General features: G+C 66.1%; 14 protein-coding genes and 2 tRNA genes. 14 read left to right on the forward strand and 2 right to left on the reverse strand.

What is annotated here, in order from left to right:
* Window positions 1–96 precede the first annotated feature (96 nt).
* From PTT45_RS07525 to PTT45_RS07580, 12 genes are all read left to right on the forward strand, one after another.
* Window positions 97–2,838: a peroxidase family protein gene (locus tag PTT45_RS07525; RefSeq protein ID WP_273812451.1), complete on the forward strand. Its 2,742-nt coding sequence runs from the start codon at window positions 97–99 to the stop codon at window positions 2,836–2,838.
* A 224-nt stretch (window positions 2,839–3,062) separates the two neighbouring features.
* A complete protein-coding gene (gene gspE, locus PTT45_RS07530; protein WP_273812453.1) occupies window positions 3,063–4,574 on the forward strand; it encodes a type II secretion system ATPase GspE in 1,512 nt (503 codons plus the stop codon).
* Window positions 4,574–5,791 carry a GspF family T2SS innner membrane protein variant XcpS gene (xcpS, locus tag PTT45_RS07535; protein ID WP_273812454.1) on the forward strand — a complete coding sequence of 406 codons (1,218 nt, stop codon included), beginning with the start codon at window positions 4,574–4,576 and terminating at the stop codon, window positions 5,789–5,791. The genes gspE and xcpS overlap by 1 nt, the downstream gene beginning before the upstream one ends.
* A 5-nt stretch (window positions 5,792–5,796) precedes the next feature.
* Window positions 5,797–6,222, forward strand: a complete 426-nt coding sequence (gene gspG, locus PTT45_RS07540; protein WP_043308286.1) for a type II secretion system major pseudopilin GspG — start codon at window positions 5,797–5,799, stop codon at window positions 6,220–6,222.
* Between the two features lie 6 nt (window positions 6,223–6,228).
* A complete protein-coding gene (gene gspH, locus PTT45_RS07545) occupies window positions 6,229–6,753 on the forward strand; it encodes a type II secretion system minor pseudopilin GspH (protein ID WP_273812455.1) in 525 nt (174 codons plus the stop codon).
* Complete coding sequence (gspI, locus tag PTT45_RS07550) at window positions 6,750–7,139, forward strand: type II secretion system minor pseudopilin GspI (protein ID WP_273812457.1); 390 nt, start codon at window positions 6,750–6,752, stop codon at window positions 7,137–7,139. Before gspH ends, gspI begins: the two co-directional genes overlap by 4 nt.
* Window positions 7,136–7,837, forward strand: coding sequence for a type II secretion system minor pseudopilin GspJ (gene gspJ, locus PTT45_RS07555; protein ID WP_273812459.1), 702 nt, complete (start codon window positions 7,136–7,138; stop codon window positions 7,835–7,837). Before gspI ends, gspJ begins: the two co-directional genes overlap by 4 nt.
* The gene (gene gspK / locus PTT45_RS07560; protein ID WP_273812460.1) at window positions 7,834–8,787 is read left to right on the forward strand and encodes a type II secretion system minor pseudopilin GspK; all 954 of its coding nucleotides are present in this window, start codon (window positions 7,834–7,836) and stop codon (window positions 8,785–8,787) included. The genes gspJ and gspK overlap by 4 nt, the downstream gene beginning before the upstream one ends.
* The gene (gene gspL, locus PTT45_RS07565; protein WP_273812463.1) at window positions 8,784–9,929 is read left to right on the forward strand and encodes a type II secretion system protein GspL; all 1,146 of its coding nucleotides are present in this window, start codon (window positions 8,784–8,786) and stop codon (window positions 9,927–9,929) included. Before gspK ends, gspL begins: the two co-directional genes overlap by 4 nt.
* Window positions 9,926–10,438, forward strand: a complete 513-nt coding sequence (locus PTT45_RS07570; protein WP_273812465.1) for a type II secretion system protein M — start codon at window positions 9,926–9,928, stop codon at window positions 10,436–10,438. Before gspL ends, PTT45_RS07570 begins: the two co-directional genes overlap by 4 nt.
* 147 nt (window positions 10,439–10,585) lie before the next feature.
* Window positions 10,586–10,661 (forward strand) — tRNA-Val (locus tag PTT45_RS07575).
* 20 nt (window positions 10,662–10,681) lie between these two features.
* Window positions 10,682–10,758: transfer RNA gene (locus tag PTT45_RS07580), tRNA-Asp, on the forward strand.
* Between the two features lie 246 nt (window positions 10,759–11,004).
* On the opposite strand, the gene PTT45_RS07585 is transcribed toward PTT45_RS07580, so the two are convergent.
* Together PTT45_RS07585 and PTT45_RS07590 are read right to left on the reverse strand one after the other, a co-directional pair.
* Window positions 11,005–12,045: an AraC family transcriptional regulator gene (locus tag PTT45_RS07585; protein WP_273812467.1), complete on the reverse strand. Its 1,041-nt coding sequence runs from the start codon at window positions 12,043–12,045 to the stop codon at window positions 11,005–11,007.
* Window position 12,046: 1 nt separating this feature from the next.
* Entirely contained in the window at window positions 12,047–13,162 is a 1,116-nt protein-coding gene (locus PTT45_RS07590; protein ID WP_273812469.1) for a carbon-nitrogen hydrolase family protein, read from the reverse strand.
* Between the two features lie 202 nt (window positions 13,163–13,364).
* On the opposite strand from PTT45_RS07590, the gene PTT45_RS07595 reads away from it, so the two are divergent.
* Both PTT45_RS07595 and PTT45_RS07600 read left to right on the forward strand, forming a co-directional pair.
* Window positions 13,365–15,398: an oxidoreductase gene (locus PTT45_RS07595; protein ID WP_273812471.1), complete on the forward strand. Its 2,034-nt coding sequence runs from the start codon at window positions 13,365–13,367 to the stop codon at window positions 15,396–15,398.
* A gap of 64 nt (window positions 15,399–15,462) precedes the next feature.
* A complete protein-coding gene (locus PTT45_RS07600; protein WP_273812472.1) occupies window positions 15,463–15,894 on the forward strand; it encodes a nuclear transport factor 2 family protein in 432 nt (143 codons plus the stop codon).
* The last annotated feature ends 194 nt before the right edge of the window (window positions 15,895–16,088 follow it).

The following is a 16,088-nucleotide window of genomic DNA, read 5'->3' on the forward strand; positions in this document are numbered from 1 at the left end:
GAGGGGGGAGGGGGGCGCGCAAATCCCTAATCTCCCCGCCAGCCGGAAAACCGGCGCCCAACCGTATTAGTACAAGAAGAATCGGGAGATAACGCCATGTCTGTTTGGGTCACATGGCCGAGCTTGGTCAAGTTCGGCACTCTGGGCATCTACGCCGCCCTGATCTCACTCGCGCTGGAGCGCGACGTGCTGTTCAAGGAAAACCTGTTCGACGTCGACAACCTGCCTGCCGCCAACGCCAAGATCACCTGTGATGCGCGCAGCCAGGTGGCGCGTACCGAGGATGGTACCTGCAACATCCTCGCGAACCCTGCCGAAGGCTCCGTCTACCGCCGCTTCGGCCGCAACGTGAACCCCGCCGTGACCCATGGCGAGACCGAATCCGACACCCTGCTCAGCCCCAACCCGCGGGAAGTGAGTAACGTGCTGATGGCGCGTGGTGAGTTCAAGCCTGCGCCCAGCCTCAACTTCATCGCCGCCTCGTGGATCCAGTTCATGGTGCACGACTGGGTGGAGCACGGCCCCAACGCCGAAGCCAACCCGATCCAGGTTCCGCTGCCGGCTGGCGACGTGCTCGGCTCCGGCACCATGTCCGTGCGCCGCACCCAGGCCGACCCGACCCGTACCGCCGCCGAAGCCGGCAAACCGGCCACCTACCGTAACCACAACACCCACTGGTGGGATGGTTCGCAGCTGTACGGAAGCAGCAAGGAAACCAACGACAAGGTGCGTTCCTTCGTCGACGGCAAGCTGAAGATCAATCCGGATGGCACCCTGCCGACCGAGTTCATCAGCGGCAAGCCGGTCACCGGCTTCAACGAGAACTGGTGGGTCGGCCTGAGCATGCTGCACCAGCTGTTCACCAAGGAACACAACGCGATCGCCACCATGCTCAAGCAGAAGTACCCGGGCAAGGATGACCAGTGGCTGTACGACCATGCGCGCCTGGTCAACGCCGCGCTGATGGCCAAGATCCACACCGTGGAGTGGACCCCGGCGGTGATCGCCAACCCGGTCACCGAGCGTGCTATGTACGCCAACTGGTGGGGCCTGCTCGGCTCCGGTCCGAATCGTGACAAGTACCAGTCCGAAGCACGCATGCTGCAAGAGGACCTGGCCGGCTCCAACTCCTTCGTCCTGCGCATCCTGGGTGTCGATCCGACCAACGTCGGCAGCTCGACCATCTCCCATGCGCTGAGCGGCATCGTCGGTTCGACCAACCCGAACAACTACGGCGTGCCCTACACGCTGACCGAGGAGTTCGTCGCGGTGTACCGCATGCACCCGCTGATGCGCGACAAGGTCGACGTCTACGACATCGGCTCGAACAGCATCGCGCGCTCGGTAGCGCTGCAGAACACCCGCGATCGGGATGCCGAGAACCTGCTCAACGGCGAACACCCGGACCGCCTGTGGTACTCCTTCGGTATCACCAACCCGGGCTCGCTGACCCTCAACAACTATCCGAACTTCCTGCGCAACCTGTCGATTCCGCTGGTCGGCAACATCGACCTGGCGACCATCGACGTGCTGCGTGACCGTGAGCGTGGCGTGCCGCGCTACAACGAGTTCCGCCGTGAGATCGGCCTCAATCCGATCACCAAGTTCGAGGACCTGACCAAGGAACCGACCCTGCTGGCCAACCTCAAGCGCATCTACGGCAACGACATCGAGAAGATCGACACCCTGGTCGGCATGCTGGCCGAAACCACCCGTCCGGACGGCTTCGCCTTCGGCGAGACCGCCTTCCAGATCTTCATCATGAACGCCTCGCGCCGCCTGATGACCGACCGCTTCTTCACCAAGGACTACCGCCCAGAGATCTACACCGCGGAAGGTCTGGCCTGGGTCGAGAACACCACCATGGTCGACGTGATCAAGCGTCACAACCCGCAACTCGACAGCAGCCTGGTGGGCGTGCAGAACGCCTTCAAACCCTGGGGCCTGAACATCCCGGCCGACTACCAGACCTGGCCGGCCAAGGCCAAGCAGGACAACCTGTGGGTCAACGGCGCCATGCGTACCCAGTACGCCGAAGGCCAGGTGCCGCCGCTGGAGGGCATCAACACCTCGGCCCTGCTGGCCAACACCCTGTGGAAGAAGGTGCGTGAAGAGAGCGACGTGGTGCCGGCCGATTACGAGAAGGGCATGCACCAGCGTGGCGTGATGGCCAAGGTCAAGTTCAACCCCGTGGCCGGCAACCCCTACACCGGCCTGTTCCAGGGTTCGGATAACGGCCTGCTGCGCCTGTCGCTGGCTGCCGATCCGTCCGGTGGCAGCGTTCAGCCGGGCATGGCCTGGAAGGCCTTCGTCGATGGCAAGCCGTCGCGCAACGTCTCGGCGCTGGCCAGCTGGAGCGGCCAGGGGCAGAACTACAACTTCTTCGCCAACGAGATGTCGCAGATCGTCCTGCCGGAAGGCACCGACAACTTCGGTCTGCAGGTGCTGTTCGCCGCAGTGACGTTGAAACCGACCCAGCTGCGGGTCGACGACATGGCCGAGGTCACCCAGACCGGCCAGGCCGTGACCGCGGTCAAGGCGCCGACGCAGATCTACTTCGTGCCTAAGGCTGAAGTGCGCAACCTGTTCTCTGCGGCCGCGCACGACTTCCGCAGCGACCTGGTGACGCTCAATGCCGGCACCAAGCTGTACGACGTCTACGCCACCTCGATGGAGGTCAAGACCTCGATCATCCCGTCGATCAGTCGCACCTACGCCCAGCAACGCCGCAGCAGTGCGGTGAAGATCGGCGAGATGGAGCTGACCTCGCCGTTCATCGCATCGACCTTCGGCGACAGTGGGGTGTTCTTCAAGCACCAGCGCAGCGAAGACAAGTAACACAAGCCTGTTAGAAAGAACCCCGGCCTGCGCCGGGGTTCTTTTTTTCGTCCCGACGTTCGGTCGCGATGAATTTCATCCAGTGTTGTCGCTCGAATGTTGGAGCTGCGAAATCAGCACTGCAGATTCCGTGGAAATCCGTTAATTTGGCTCCGCAGTCGTGCCATAGAACAACAATAAGACAACAGCTAGATGGATCTTCTGTTTCAGGAACGGGCCCGCACATGTCCATCGATACCCATGCCGCGCTAGCGGTCCCGGCAGAGCCGCCGCTGCGCTCTTTGCCATTCGCCTTCGCCAAACGCCACGGTGTGCTGCTGCGCGAGTCCTTCGGCGAGCCCCAGTTACAGGTACGTCGCGGTGCCAGCCTCACCGCCGTACAGGAGGCCCAGCGCTTCGCCGGCCGCGTGCTGCCGCTGCACTGGCTGGAGCCGGAAGCCTTCGAGCAGGAACTTGCCCTGGCCTACCAGCGCGACTCGTCCGAAGTGCGGCAGATGGCCGAGGGTCTCGGCGCCGAACTCGACCTGGCCAGCCTGGCCGAACTCACCCCCGAATCCGGTGACCTGCTGGAGCAGGAAGACGACGCACCGATCATCCGCCTGATCAACGCCATCCTCAGCGAGGCGATCAAGGCCGGTGCTTCCGACATCCACCTGGAAACCTTCGAGAAACGCCTGGTCGTGCGCTTCCGCGTCGACGGCATCCTGCGTGAAGTGATCGAGCCGCGCCGCGAGTTGGCTGCGCTGCTGGTGTCGCGGGTCAAGGTCATGGCGCGTCTGGATATCGCCGAGAAGCGCGTGCCGCAGGACGGCCGCATCTCGCTCAAGGTCGGCGGCCGCGAAGTCGATATCCGTGTATCCACACTGCCGTCCGCCAACGGCGAACGGGTGGTGCTGCGTCTGCTCGACAAACAGGCCGGGCGCCTGTCGCTGCAGCACCTGGGCATGAGCGAGCGCGACCGCCGCCTGCTCGACGACAACCTGCGCAAGCCCCACGGCATCATCCTGGTCACCGGCCCCACCGGCTCGGGCAAGACCACCACCCTGTACGCGGGCCTGGTCACCCTCAACGACCGCTCGCGCAACATCCTCACGGTGGAAGATCCGATCGAGTATTACCTCGAAGGCATCGGCCAGACCCAGGTCAACCCGCGGGTGGACATGACCTTCGCCCGCGGCCTGCGTGCCATCCTGCGCCAGGATCCGGACGTGGTGATGGTCGGCGAGATCCGCGACCAGGAGACCGCCGACATCGCCGTGCAGGCCTCGCTGACCGGCCACCTGGTGCTCTCCACCCTGCACACCAACAGCGCCGTTGGTGCAGTTACCCGCCTGGTCGACATGGGCGTCGAGCCCTTCCTGTTGTCTTCGTCCTTGCTCGGCGTACTGGCCCAGCGTCTGGTACGCGTGCTTTGTCCGCATTGCCGCGAGGCGCGCCCGGCCGACGAAGCCGAATGCGACCTGCTCGGTGTCGATCCGCAGAGCCAGCCGATGCTCCATCACGCCAGGGGCTGCCCGGAGTGCCACCAGCAGGGCTACCGCGGCCGGACCGGCATCTACGAACTGGTGATCTTCGACGACAAGATGCGCACCCTGGTGCACAACGGTGTCGGCGAACAGGAGCTGCTGCGCCATGCCCGCAGCCTCGGCCCGAGCATCCGTGATGACGGTCGGCGCAAGGTGCTGGAAGGGGTGACCACCCTGGAAGAAGTCCTGCGCGTGACCCGGGAAGACTGATGGCTGCCTTCGAATACATCGCCCTCGATGGCAAGGGCCGCCAGCAGAAAGGTGTGCTGGAGGGCGACAGCGCCCGCCAGGTGCGCCAGCTGCTGCGCGACAAGCAACTGTCGCCGCTGCAGGTCGAGCCGGTGCACCGCAAGGAGCAGGCCGAAGGCGCTGGCGGCTTCAGCCTGCGCCGCGGCCTGTCGGCGCGCGACCTGGCCCTGGTCACTCGCCAGCTGGCGACCCTGATCAGCGCCGCGCTGCCCATCGAGGAGGCATTGCGCGCCGCCGCCGCCCAGTCGCGCCAGCCGCGTATCCAGTCGATGTTGCTGGCGGTACGCGGCAAGGTGCTCGAAGGTCATAGCCTGGCCAAGGCCCTGGCTACCTATCCGGCGGCCTTCCCCGAGCTGTACCGCGCCACGGTGGCGGCTGGCGAACACGCCGGCCATCTCGGTCCGGTACTTGAGCAGTTGGCCGACTACACCGAGCAGCGCCAGCAGTCGCGGCAGAAGGTGCAGATGGCGCTGCTCTACCCGGTGATCCTGATGCTCGCCTCGCTGGGCATCGTCGGCTTCCTGCTCGGCTATGTGGTGCCGGACGTGGTGCGGGTATTTGTCGACTCCGGGCAGACCCTGCCGGCACTGACCCGCGGGCTGATCTTCCTCAGCGAGCTGGTCAAGGCCTGGGGCGTGCTGGCCATCATCCTGGCGGTGCTCGGCGTGATCGCCTTCCGCCGCGCCCTGCGCAACGAAGACCTGCGCCGACGCTGGCACGCCTTCCTGCTGCGCGTGCCGCTGGTGGGCGGGCTGATCGCCGCTACCGAGACCGCACGCTTCGCCTCGACCCTGGCCATCCTGGTGCGCAGCGGCGTGCCGCTGGTGGAGGCGCTGGGCATCGGCGCCGAGGTGGTGAGCAACCGCATCATTCGCACCGACGTGGCCAACGCCACCCAGCGCGTGCGCGAGGGCGGCAGCCTGTCGCGGGCGCTGGAGGCCAGCCGGCAGTTCCCGCCGATGATGCTGCACATGATCGCCAGCGGTGAGCGCTCGGGCGAGCTGGATCAGATGCTGTCGCGCACGGCGCGCAACCAGGAGAACGACCTGGCGGCCACCATCGGCCTGCTGGTGGGGCTGTTCGAGCCGTTCATGCTGGTGTTCATGGGAGCGGTGGTGCTGGTGATCGTGCTGGCCATCCTCCTGCCGATTCTTTCTCTGAACCAACTGGTGGGCTGATAGTGATGAACAAGCAACAACGTGGTTTCACCCTGATCGAGATCATGGTGGTGGTGGTCATCCTCGGCATCCTCGCCGCGCTGGTGGTGCCGCAGGTGATGGGACGCCCGGACCAGGCCAAGGTCACTGCGGCGCAGAACGACATCCGCGCCATCGGCGCCGCGCTGGACATGTACAAGCTGGACAACCAGAACTACCCGAGCACCCAGCAGGGCCTGGAAGCCCTGGTGAAGAAGCCCACCGGTAACCCGCCGGCGAAGAACTGGAACGCCGAGGGCTACCTGAAGAAGCTGCCGATCGATCCGTGGGGCAATCAGTACCTGTTCCTGTCGCCGGGCACCCGCGGCAAGATCGACCTCTACTCGCTGGGTGCCGATGGCCAGGAAGGCGGCGACGGCACCAACGCCGATATCGGTAACTGGGACCTCTGATTCGCAATGCGAGCTGCGCGGGGCTTTACCCTCATCGAGTTGCTGGTGGTACTGGTCCTGCTCGGTGTGCTGACTGGTCTCGCCGTGATCGGCAGTGGCCTGGCTAGCAGTCCCGCGCGCAAGCTCAACGATGAGGCGGAGCGGCTCAACGGTCTGCTGCGGGTGCTGCTCGACGAGGCCGTTCTGGATAACCGCGAGTACGGCGTGCGCTTCGAGACGCACAGCTATCAGGTACTGCGCTATGAGCCGCTGAAGTCGCGCTGGGAGCCATTGGACAACAAGGTCCATGAGCTACCGGAGTGGGTCCAGCTGAGCATCGAGGTGGAAGACCAGAGCGTCGGCCTGCCGAGCCCGAAAGGCGACAAGGACAAGTCCGCACCGAAGCCTCCGCAGTTGCTGATTCTCTCCAGCGGCGAACTGACGCCCTTTACCCTGCACCTGGCCGGCGGCCGTGAGCGTGGCGCGCCGGCGCTGTCGCTGGTCAGTGATGGTTTCGCCGCACCGGAGCTGAAGCAGGAGAAGGGGCGGTGAGGCGCGGTCGCGGCTTCACCCTGCTCGAAGTGCTGGTGGCCCTGGCCATCTTTGCCGTGGTCGCCGCCAGCGTGCTCAGCGCCAGTGCCCGCACCCTGAAGACCGCTGCGCGGCTGGAAGACAAGACCTTCGCCACCTGGCTGGCGGACAACCGCCTGCAGGAGCTGCAGCTGGCCGACGCACCACCCTCCGAGGGGCGCGAGCAGGGCGAGGAGACTTACGCCGGTCGGCGCTGGCTGTGGCAGACCGAAGTGCAGACCACCAGCGAGCCGGAGATGCTGCGCGCCACCGTGCGTGTGGCACTGCGCCCCGAGCGTGGCCTGCGTGGCAAGATCGAAGACAACGCCCTGGTCACCCTGAGCGGCTTCGTCGGGGTCGAACCATGAGGCAGCGCGGCTTCACTCTGCTGGAAGTGCTGATCGCCATCGCCATCTTCGCCCTGCTGGCCATGGCCACCTACCGCATGCTCGACAGCGTGCTGCAGACCGATCGTGGCCAGCGCGAGCAGGAGCAGCGCCTGCGTGAGCTGACCCGCGCGATGGCTGCCTTCGAGCGTGATCTGCTGCAGGTGCGCACGCGTCCCGTGCGTGACCCGCTGGGTGATCCGCTGGCGTCGCTGCGTGGCGACAGTGGCCGCAACACCCAGCTGGAATTCACCCGCAGCGGCTGGCGCAACCCGCTGGGCCAGCAGCGAGCCACCCTGCAGCGGGTGCGTTGGCAGCTGGAGGGCGAGCGTTGGCAACGGGCCTACTGGCCGGTGCTGGATCAGGCCCAGGACAGCCAGCCGCGGGTGCAGCAGGCGCTGGAAGGCGTCACTCGTTTCGAATTGCGCTTCCTCGATCTTGAGGGTCGCTGGTTGCAGAGCTGGCCCCCGGCCAACAGCACGGCTGATGAGGCGCTGACCCAGTTGCCCAAGGCCGTCGAGCTGGTCATCGAGCACCGGCGCTATGGCGAGCTGCGCCGCATCTGGCGCATGCCGGAGATGCCGCAGCAGGAGCAGGTAACGCCGCCAGACGGCGGCGAAGATGGCGAGTTGCTGCCGGAAGAGCCTTCTCCCGATCCTGGCGCGGAGTCCGCACCGTGAGGCGTGAGCGCGGTGTAGCGCTGATCACCGTGCTGCTGGTGGTCGCCCTGGTGACCGTGGTCTGCGCCGCGCTGCTGACGCGTCAGCAACTGGCCATCCGCAGTACCGGCAACCAGTTGCTGGTGCGCCAGGCTCAGTACTACGCAGAGGGCGGCGAGCTGGTGGCCAAGGCCCTGCTGCGGCGCGACCTGAGCGGCGAGCAGGTCGACCACCTGGCCGAAGCCTGGGCCAACCCCGCGCTGCGCTTTCCGTTGGATGAGGGGGGCGAGCTGCGGTTGCGCATCGAAGATCTGGCGGGGCGCTTCAATCTCAATAGCCTGTCCGTCGGCGGCGAGGTCGGCGAGCAGGCCCTGCTGCGCCTGCGCCGCCTGCTACAGCGCCTGCAGTTGAGCCCGGCCTACGCCGACCGCCTGCAGGATTGGCTGGATACCGACCAGGACCCTGGCGGCATGGCCGGTGCCGAGGACGATCAGTACCTGTTGCTCAAGCCGCCCTATCGCACCGGGCCAGGGCGCATCGTCGATGTCTCCGAGCTCCGCCTGCTGCTGGGCATGAGCGAGGTCGACTATCGCCGCCTGGTGCCCTTTGTCAGCGCGCTGCCGAAGGATGTGGAGCTCAACGTCAACACCGCCAGCGCCGCGGTGCTGGCCTGTCTGGGCGATGGCATTCCCGATGCGGCGCTGAAGGCGGTCATCGAGGGGCGTGGGCGTACCGGCTACCGCGACCTTGGTACCTTCACCCAGCAGCTCAGTGCCTATGCAGTGGGGGCGCAGGGGCTCACCACCACCAGTCAATATTTCCAGGTCACCACCGAAGTGCTGCTGGGCGACCGGCGCCAGGTGCTGGTCAGTTATCTGCAACGTGGTAATGATGGGCGCGTCCGTCTGATGGCGCGCGATCTGGGGCAGGAGGGCCTGGCGCCCCCGCCCGTCGAGGAGTCCAAGAAATGAGTCTGCCCACGCTGTTTCTTCCGCCGCAGGCCTGCCATCAGGCGGCCGCCGAGCTGCCGGTCTGGCAGGTCGACGGCGACATCTGCAGCCAGCGTCCGTTTGCCGAGGCACTACCTGCCGCGGGGGCGGCCTGGCGCCTTGTGTTGCCGATCGAGGCGGTCACCGTCTGCCTGGTGCAGTTGCCGACCACCAAGGCGCGCTGGCTGCAGAAGGCGCTGCCGTTCGCCGTGGAGGAGCTGCTGGCCGAGGATGTCGAGCAGTTCCACCTGAGCGTGGGCGGGCAGCTGGCCGATGGTCGCCATCGCGTCTATGCGGTGCGCCGCAGCTGGCTGGCCGGTTGGCTGGCGTTGTGCGAGAACAATCCGCCGCAACGCATCGAGGTGGATGCCGATCTGCTGCGCGAGGAGGGCAGCCAGTTGCTCTGCCTGGGGGATCGCTGGTTGCTCGGCGGCAGCGGTGAGGCGCGCCTGGCATTGCGTGGCGAGGATTGGCCGCAGCTGGTCGAACTCTGCCCTCTGCCGAGGGTGGCCTATGTCGCGGCTGGCCAGGCCGCGCCGGACGGCGTCGAGCACAGTCACGAGCTGGCCTCGCCGCTGGCGTGGCTGGCGCGGCAATACGCCGAATGCAACCTGGCTCAGGGGCCGTTTGCCCGCCGTGAATCATCCGGGCAGTGGCTGCGCTGGCGGCCGCTGGCGGCGCTGGTCGGCCTGTGGCTGGTGCTGCAGTGGGGCTTCAACCTGGCCCAGGGCTGGCACTTGCAGCGCGAGGGCGAGCGCTATGCCGAGGCCAGCGCGACCCTGTACCGCGAGCTGTTCCCCGACGACAACAAGTTGATCAACCTGCGTGCGCAGTTCGACCAGCACCTGGCCGAGGCCGAAGGCGGTGGTCAGCAGCAGCTGTTGCAACTGCTCGACCAGGCCGCCGCAGCGATTGGCGAGGAGGGTGCGCGGGTGCAGGTGCAGCAACTGGACTTCAATGCCCAGCGCGGTGACCTCGCCCTGAATCTGCAGGCCAGCGACTTTTCCGCGTTGGAGAGCCTGCGCACGCGCCTGCAGGAAGCGGGGCTGGCGGTGGACATGGGCTCGGCAAGCCGGGAAGACAGTGGCGTCAGCGCACGCCTGGTGATCGGAGGTAATGGATGAGTACGCTGGCTTCGCAACTGCGCGGGCAGATCGCCAACAATCCCCTGGCTGTCCGTTGGCACGGCATGCCGCCGCGCGACCGCCTGGCCCTCGCGCTGCTGGGTGGCTTCCTGCTGCTGGTGCTGCTCTACCTGCTGCTGTGGCGGCCGGTCAGCCAGAACCTCGAACAGGCGCGCAGCTACCTGCAGCAGCAGCGCGCTCTGCACGCCTACCTGCAGGAGCATGCGCCGCAGGTACGGGCGCAGCAGGGCAAGCCGCAGGTCAGCGTCGACCCGACGGCGATGCAGGGCCTGGTGACCGCCAGCGCGGCGAGCCAGGGACTCAACATCGATCGTCTCGACAACCAGGGTGACGGTGGTCTGCAGGTGAGCCTGCAGCCGACCGACTTCGCCCGCCTGCTGCGCTGGCTGATCAACCTGGAGGAACAGGGCGTGCGTGTCGAGGAAGCAGGACTCGAGCGAGCGGAGAAGGGGCTGGTGAGCACTCGTCTGCTGCTGCGCGCGGGCTGACCGATTGCGCACTGGTTTGGCGCCGTCGGCACCCAAATCGGGCAGCTCGGAAAACTCCGCAAAAATGGCCGCGAAGAAAAAAATTCAAGCAGGGTGTTGACTTAGGTAAGGGGGGTGCGTAAATTTCGCCACCTCGCAAGGCTACTCGGGTGATTAGCTCAGCCGGGAGAGCATCTGCCTTACAAGCAGAGGGTCGGCGGTTCGATCCCGTCATCACCCACCATCTCGCTCAAGAGGTTACGCGCAGCGGTAGTTCAGTCGGTTAGAATACCGGCCTGTCACGCCGGGGGTCGCGGGTTCGAGTCCCGTCCGCTGCGCCATATAAAGAGAAGCCCTCAGCTCGCAAGAGCTGGGGGTTTTTCGCATATGGCGGAAAAATTATCCGCTGTCACTCGGTTGTCATCGAGAATCTTCAGCCTGTTGGCACGGTCCTTGTTTCAATCAAGACCTAACGCTAGGAGGAAGACCCTATGGATGACTATGTAGAAGAGCTGCTGGAATTCCACGCCATCGAGCATGACCCGGCCGAGCCGGCCGAAGATGCCACCGAGCTGTAAGGCTCGTTCTCAATTCGTCTGTAGACGCTGGCTGCGCCGAAACTCCCCGGGAGTCTGGCCGCTCCAGCGCTTGAAGGCTCTCTGAAAGGCCTCCGCCGAGGCGAAACCGAGCAGGTAGGCAATTTCGCCGAAGGCCAGCTCGGTATCGCGGATGTAGGCCATCGCCAAATCCCTTCGTGTCTCGTTGAGCAGGGTGCGGAACTGCGTGCCTTCCTCGGCCAGCTTGCGCCTGAGCGTCCAGCTCGGTAGCTGCAGTTTGCGTGCAACCTCGTCCAGCTCCGGTTCGCGGCCATGCAGCATGGGGCCCAGCAGGTGGGTGATGCGCTCGTGCAGGCTGCGCGTGCGGGTCAGCTGTTCCAGTTCGCGTTCGGCCAGCTCCAGCAGCTGGTGCCAGGTGCTCGGGCAGTGCTGGTCGAGTGGCTGGTCCAGGCTGGCGTTGCTCAGGTACAGGCGATTGTGCTCCGCGCCGAACTCGACCGGGCAGCCGAAGCAGCGCTCGTAGCGCTCGGCGTATTCGGGGGCGGGGAACTCGATCTCGACCCGCTCGATGGCGAGCGCCTCGTTCAGCAGTGCGCCGAGCTGGTGGTGCCAACTGGAGAGCACCGAGTCCACCACGAAGCGGTTGAAGGCGTTATAGGGGCTGATCGAGTAGAAGCTCAGCCAGGCGCCGCCGGCGTCCTCGAGAAAACTCGATTGCCCGCGGTAGTTGTGGGCGTAGAGCGGCTCGAAGCGAATCAGGGTGCGCGCTGCCTCGCGCAGATTCGGCGCCTGGGCAGCGGTGACGCCGGCCAGCCCGGCATGGCCGATGCGGCTGTGTTTGCCCATCTCCAGGCCCAGTGCCGGGTCGCCGCACAGGGCGATGGCGCTATGGCCCAGGCGCATGTAGCGCGGGATCGACAGGCGTTCGCGGGGTAGGGCCAGGCGCGTGGCGTCGAGACGGAACTGGCGCAGCAGGTCGTCGGCGGCGATGCCCTTTTCCGCCAGGGCGGCCACCAGGCCATGGACGAAGGCGACGGACAGGTCGCCGAGGCGCACGCGGGTCGCTTTCATGTCACAGCCACAGGTTGAGCAGGCGTGCGCCGGTCGCCTCGTCCGCCAGCTGCGCGCCGGAGCGCGTCACCGCCATGCTGTGGCCGTCGCTGCCCAGGCTCCACAGCTGCCCACGCAGGAACACCAGCATGCCGGCGCGCGCCGGCGTGTTCGCCAGTTGTGCCGGCAGCGAGTGCAGCAGCCAGGCCTCGCTCTCGACCAGCTGGCTGGCGCGGCTGCGCAGGTCGCTGGGTGTGCCGGGCCAGACCGAGTCCCACTGGCCGTTGCCGGGCAGGAAGGCGGGTACGGCGAGCAGTTCGACCTGCTGCTTGGCCATTGCGGCGTAGCTCTCCGGACGCCAGCTGTCGGTGCCGATCAGTACGCCCAGGCGGCCGGCCGGGGTGGTCACCACGTGCAGCTCCTGGTCGGTTGCGCCGGCGGTGAAACTGTCTTCCTCGCGGTGCGGCAGCACCTTGCGCTGCGGCTGGCCGAGCGGCAGGCCGTCGCTGCCGAACACCAGGCTGACGTTGTACAGCGGGCCTTCGCCAACCTGCAGCACGCCATCCACCACGCTGGGCTCCGGCAGTACGATGGAGCCGGCGACTATGGTCACTCCGTAGGTCTCGGCCAGGCCGCCGAACAGACTCTGGTAGTCGTCGGCCATCTGCTCGGCCTTCATGCGCAGTAGGGCGTCGCTGAGTGGGGCCTTGCCCTCGCTGAGCAGGGCGGCGCGAATCAGCGGCAGCGGATGGCTGAGGCCCAGCCAGATGCGTGCCTCGGCCAGGTCGCGGGCGGCGAATGCCTCGCGTTTCTCGCCGGCGGCCACCAGCCAGGTACCGATGTGCTCGGGTAGTACCACCACCGTCTTCGGATTGAGCAGCCCTTCGCCACGGGCCTTTTCCAGGTAGGCCGCCAGCTTGCGGTGCAGGTGCAGGGCGCTGCGGTAGTCGGCGGCATGCAGGTCGGGCTGGATGCCCAGCAGGTTGCCGCGGCCGCTGTCGCTGCCCTGGCTGAAGGCCAGCGAGCTGCGCAGGTCGCTGAGGAAATAGCTGGTGGGGCGCCACTGGGTCCAGGCGGCGTAGGCGGCGAGCAGGGCGACGAGCAGCAGGTAGAGACTGCGACGGAGCAGGGTGAGCATGGTGAAACCTGGCTGGAATGAAGCTGCCAGCCTAGGGCAAGGAATGGCCCTTGCCTAGTCTAGCTGTAACTTATGATCAATAACTTGTGCTTTTCGATCATTGAGTGGGCGACGCTCGCTCTTTATCGTCTGCCGCAGCAACGACTGCACCCGGACGAGGTGCGGCGACTTCCGTGACAAGCCCGATGCCGTGGAGATGATCATGAGCAACGCCTACCCGAACCTGCTGGCCCCTCTGGACCTGGGTTTCACCACCCTGAAGAACCGTACCCTGATGGGCTCCATGCACACCGGCCTGGAAGAGAAGCCGGGTGGCTTCGAGCGCATGGCGGCCTACTTCGCCGAGCGTGCCCGTGGCGGCGTCGGCCTGATGGTCACCGGCGGCATTGGCCCGAACGAGGAAGGCGGCGTGTACTCCGGAGCGGCCAAGCTGACCACCGTCGAGGAAGCCGAGAAGCACAAGATCGTCACCCGCGCCGTGCACGAGGCGGACGGCAAGATCTGCATGCAGATCCTGCATGCCGGTCGCTATGCCTACAGCCCGAAATCGGTAGCGCCGAGCGCCATCCAGGCGCCGATCAACCCGTTCAAGCCGCGTGAGCTGGACGAGGAAGGCATCGAGAAGCAGATCCAGGACTTCGTCACCTGTTCCGTGCTGGCCCAGCAGGCCGAGTACGACGGCGTCGAGATCATGGGTTCCGAGGGTTACTTCATCAACCAGTTCCTCGCTGCCCACACCAACCACCGCACCGACCGCTGGGGCGGCAGCTACGAGAACCGCATGCGCCTGCCGGTGGAAATCGTCCGCCGCGTGCGCGAGGCCGTAGGCCCGAACTTCATCATCATCTATCGCCTGTCGATGCTCGACCTGGTCGAGGGCGGCAGCACCTGGGACGAGATCGTCCTACTGGCCAAGGCCATCGAGAAGGCCGGCGCCACCATCATCAACACCGGTATCGGCTGGCACGAAGCGCGTATCCCGACCATCGCCACCAAGGTGCCGCGCGCGGCCTTCACCAAGGTCACCGCCAAGCTCAAGGGCGAGGTGAGCATTCCGCTGTGCACCACCAACCGCATCAACACCCCGGAAGTGGCCGACCAGGTGCTGGCCGAGGGTGATGCCGACATGGTGTCCATGGCCCGTCCGTTCCTCGCCGACCCGGACTTCGTCAACAAGGCCGCCGAAGGCCGCGCTGATGAGATCAACACCTGCATCGGCTGCAACCAGGCCTGCCTGGACCACACCTTCGGCGGCAAGCTGACCAGTTGCCTGGTCAACCCGCGTGCCTGCCACGAGACCGAGCTGAACTACATCCCCACCGCCACCGTGAAGAAGATCGCCGTGGTCGGTGCCGGCCCTGCCGGCCTGTCCGCCGCCACCGTGGCGGCAGAGCGCGGCCACAGCGTGACCCTGTTCGACGCGGCCGGCGAGATCGGCGGCCAGTTCAACGTGGCCAAGCGCGTGCCAGGCAAGGAAGAGTTCTACGAGACCCTGCGCTACTTCAAGAAGAAGCTAGAAACCACCGGCGTCGACCTGCGCCTGAACACCCGCGTCAGCGTCGATGACCTGGCCAAGGGCGGCTTCGACGAGATCATCCTGGCCACCGGTATCGCCCCGCGTACCCCGGCCATCGAAGGCATCGACAACGCCAAGGTGATCAGCTACCTGGACGCCATCCTGCAGCGCAAACCGGTTGGTCAGAAGGTCGCGGTGATCGGCGCCGGCGGCATCGGCTTCGACGTCTCCGAGTTCATCACCCACGCCGGCGAGACCACCAGCCTGAGCCGTGATGCGTTCTGGAAGGAGTGGGGCATCGACACCGCGCTGGACGCCCGTGGCGGCATCGCCGGGATCAAGGCCGAGGTGCATCCGGCTGCCCGTGAAGTGTTCCTGCTGCAGCGCAAGAAGACCAAGGTCGGCGACGGCCTGGGCAAGACCACCGGCTGGATCCACCGTACCGGCCTGAAGAACAAGAACGTGCAGATGCTCAACTCGGTCGAGTACCTCAAGGTCGACGACGCCGGCCTGCACATCCGCATCGGCGAGGGCGAGCCGCAGGTGCTGCCGGTCGACACCGTGATCGTTTGCGCCGGCCAGGATCCGCTGCGCGAGCTGCAGGACGGCCTGGTTGCCGCCGGCCAGAACGTGCACCTGATCGGTGGCGCCGACGTGGCGGCCGAGCTGGACGCCAAGCGGGCGATCAACCAGGGCTCGCGCCTCGCCGCCGAGCTGTAAGCAGTCGACGCCCCGCCCAGTGCGGGGCGTTTTCTTTGTGGCCGACAATAACAAGGAGAAGCCCATGTCTCTCGACAACCAGTTGCAACCCGCAGCCGCCGCCAGCCTGCAGCGCTGGCACCAATTCATCGCCGCCCAGGACCTGAGCCAGCTGCCAGAGCTGCTGCACCCGCAGGCGGTATTCCGCTCGCCCATGGCGCACAACGCCTATCCGGGCGCGCAGGCGGTCAACCTGATCCTCAATACCGTGCTGCAGGTGTTCCAGGACTTCGCCTACCACCGCGAGCTGGCGACGGCCGACGGCCTCAACGTGGTGTTGGAGTTCAGTGCCAAGGTGGGCGGGCGCGAGCTCAAGGGCATCGACATGATCCGCTTCGACGAGAACGGCAAGATCGTCGAGTTCGAGGTGATGGTCCGCCCGATGAGCGGTCTGGCCGCCCTCGGCGAGGAGATGGGGCGTCGCCTGGCTCCCTTCCTGGCCGCAGCCAAGGCCTGATTCGCCCAGCCCGTCACACTTTCGCCCTGTCGTCGCGCCGTATACCGGCCGGCGGCCGGGCGGCTGCCAACCCAGTCACATTGCCCGCGTTCCGTTTTCCCCTAGACTTGCCCGAAACAAGGGATTGCGCCTGCCTCGCAGGTTATGCACGTGCACGCTCAAGCTCGTAGTACGTCGATCGTGATCCCAGTTGG

The organism is Pseudomonas sp. Gutcm_11s (genome assembly GCF_028649395.1).
Classification (GTDB): Bacteria; Pseudomonadota; Gammaproteobacteria; order Pseudomonadales; family Pseudomonadaceae; genus Aquipseudomonas.

What these genes read in the sequence shown, in the direction of transcription:
- PTT45_RS07525 (WP_273812451.1), top strand. Translation starts at nt 97, where the DNA reads ATGTCTGTTTGGGTCACATGGCCGAGCTTGGTCAAGTTCGGCACTCTG.
- gspE (WP_273812453.1), top strand. Translation starts at nt 3,063, where the DNA reads ATGTCCATCGATACCCATGCCGCGCTAGCGGTCCCGGCAGAGCCGCCG.
- xcpS (WP_273812454.1), top strand. Translation starts at nt 4,574, where the DNA reads ATGGCTGCCTTCGAATACATCGCCCTCGATGGCAAGGGCCGCCAGCAG.
- gspG (WP_043308286.1), top strand. Translation starts at nt 5,797, where the DNA reads ATGAACAAGCAACAACGTGGTTTCACCCTGATCGAGATCATGGTGGTG.
- gspH (WP_273812455.1), top strand. Translation starts at nt 6,229, where the DNA reads ATGCGAGCTGCGCGGGGCTTTACCCTCATCGAGTTGCTGGTGGTACTG.
- gspJ (WP_273812459.1), top strand. Translation starts at nt 7,136, where the DNA reads ATGAGGCAGCGCGGCTTCACTCTGCTGGAAGTGCTGATCGCCATCGCC.
- gspL (WP_273812463.1), top strand. Translation starts at nt 8,784, where the DNA reads ATGAGTCTGCCCACGCTGTTTCTTCCGCCGCAGGCCTGCCATCAGGCG.
- PTT45_RS07570 (WP_273812465.1), top strand. Translation starts at nt 9,926, where the DNA reads ATGAGTACGCTGGCTTCGCAACTGCGCGGGCAGATCGCCAACAATCCC.
- PTT45_RS07585 (WP_273812467.1), bottom strand. Translation starts at nt 12,045, where the DNA reads ATGAAAGCGACCCGCGTGCGCCTCGGCGACCTGTCCGTCGCCTTCGTC.
- PTT45_RS07590 (WP_273812469.1), bottom strand. Translation starts at nt 13,162, where the DNA reads ATGCTCACCCTGCTCCGTCGCAGTCTCTACCTGCTGCTCGTCGCCCTG.
- PTT45_RS07595 (WP_273812471.1), top strand. Translation starts at nt 13,365, where the DNA reads ATGAGCAACGCCTACCCGAACCTGCTGGCCCCTCTGGACCTGGGTTTC.
- PTT45_RS07600 (WP_273812472.1), top strand. Translation starts at nt 15,463, where the DNA reads ATGTCTCTCGACAACCAGTTGCAACCCGCAGCCGCCGCCAGCCTGCAG.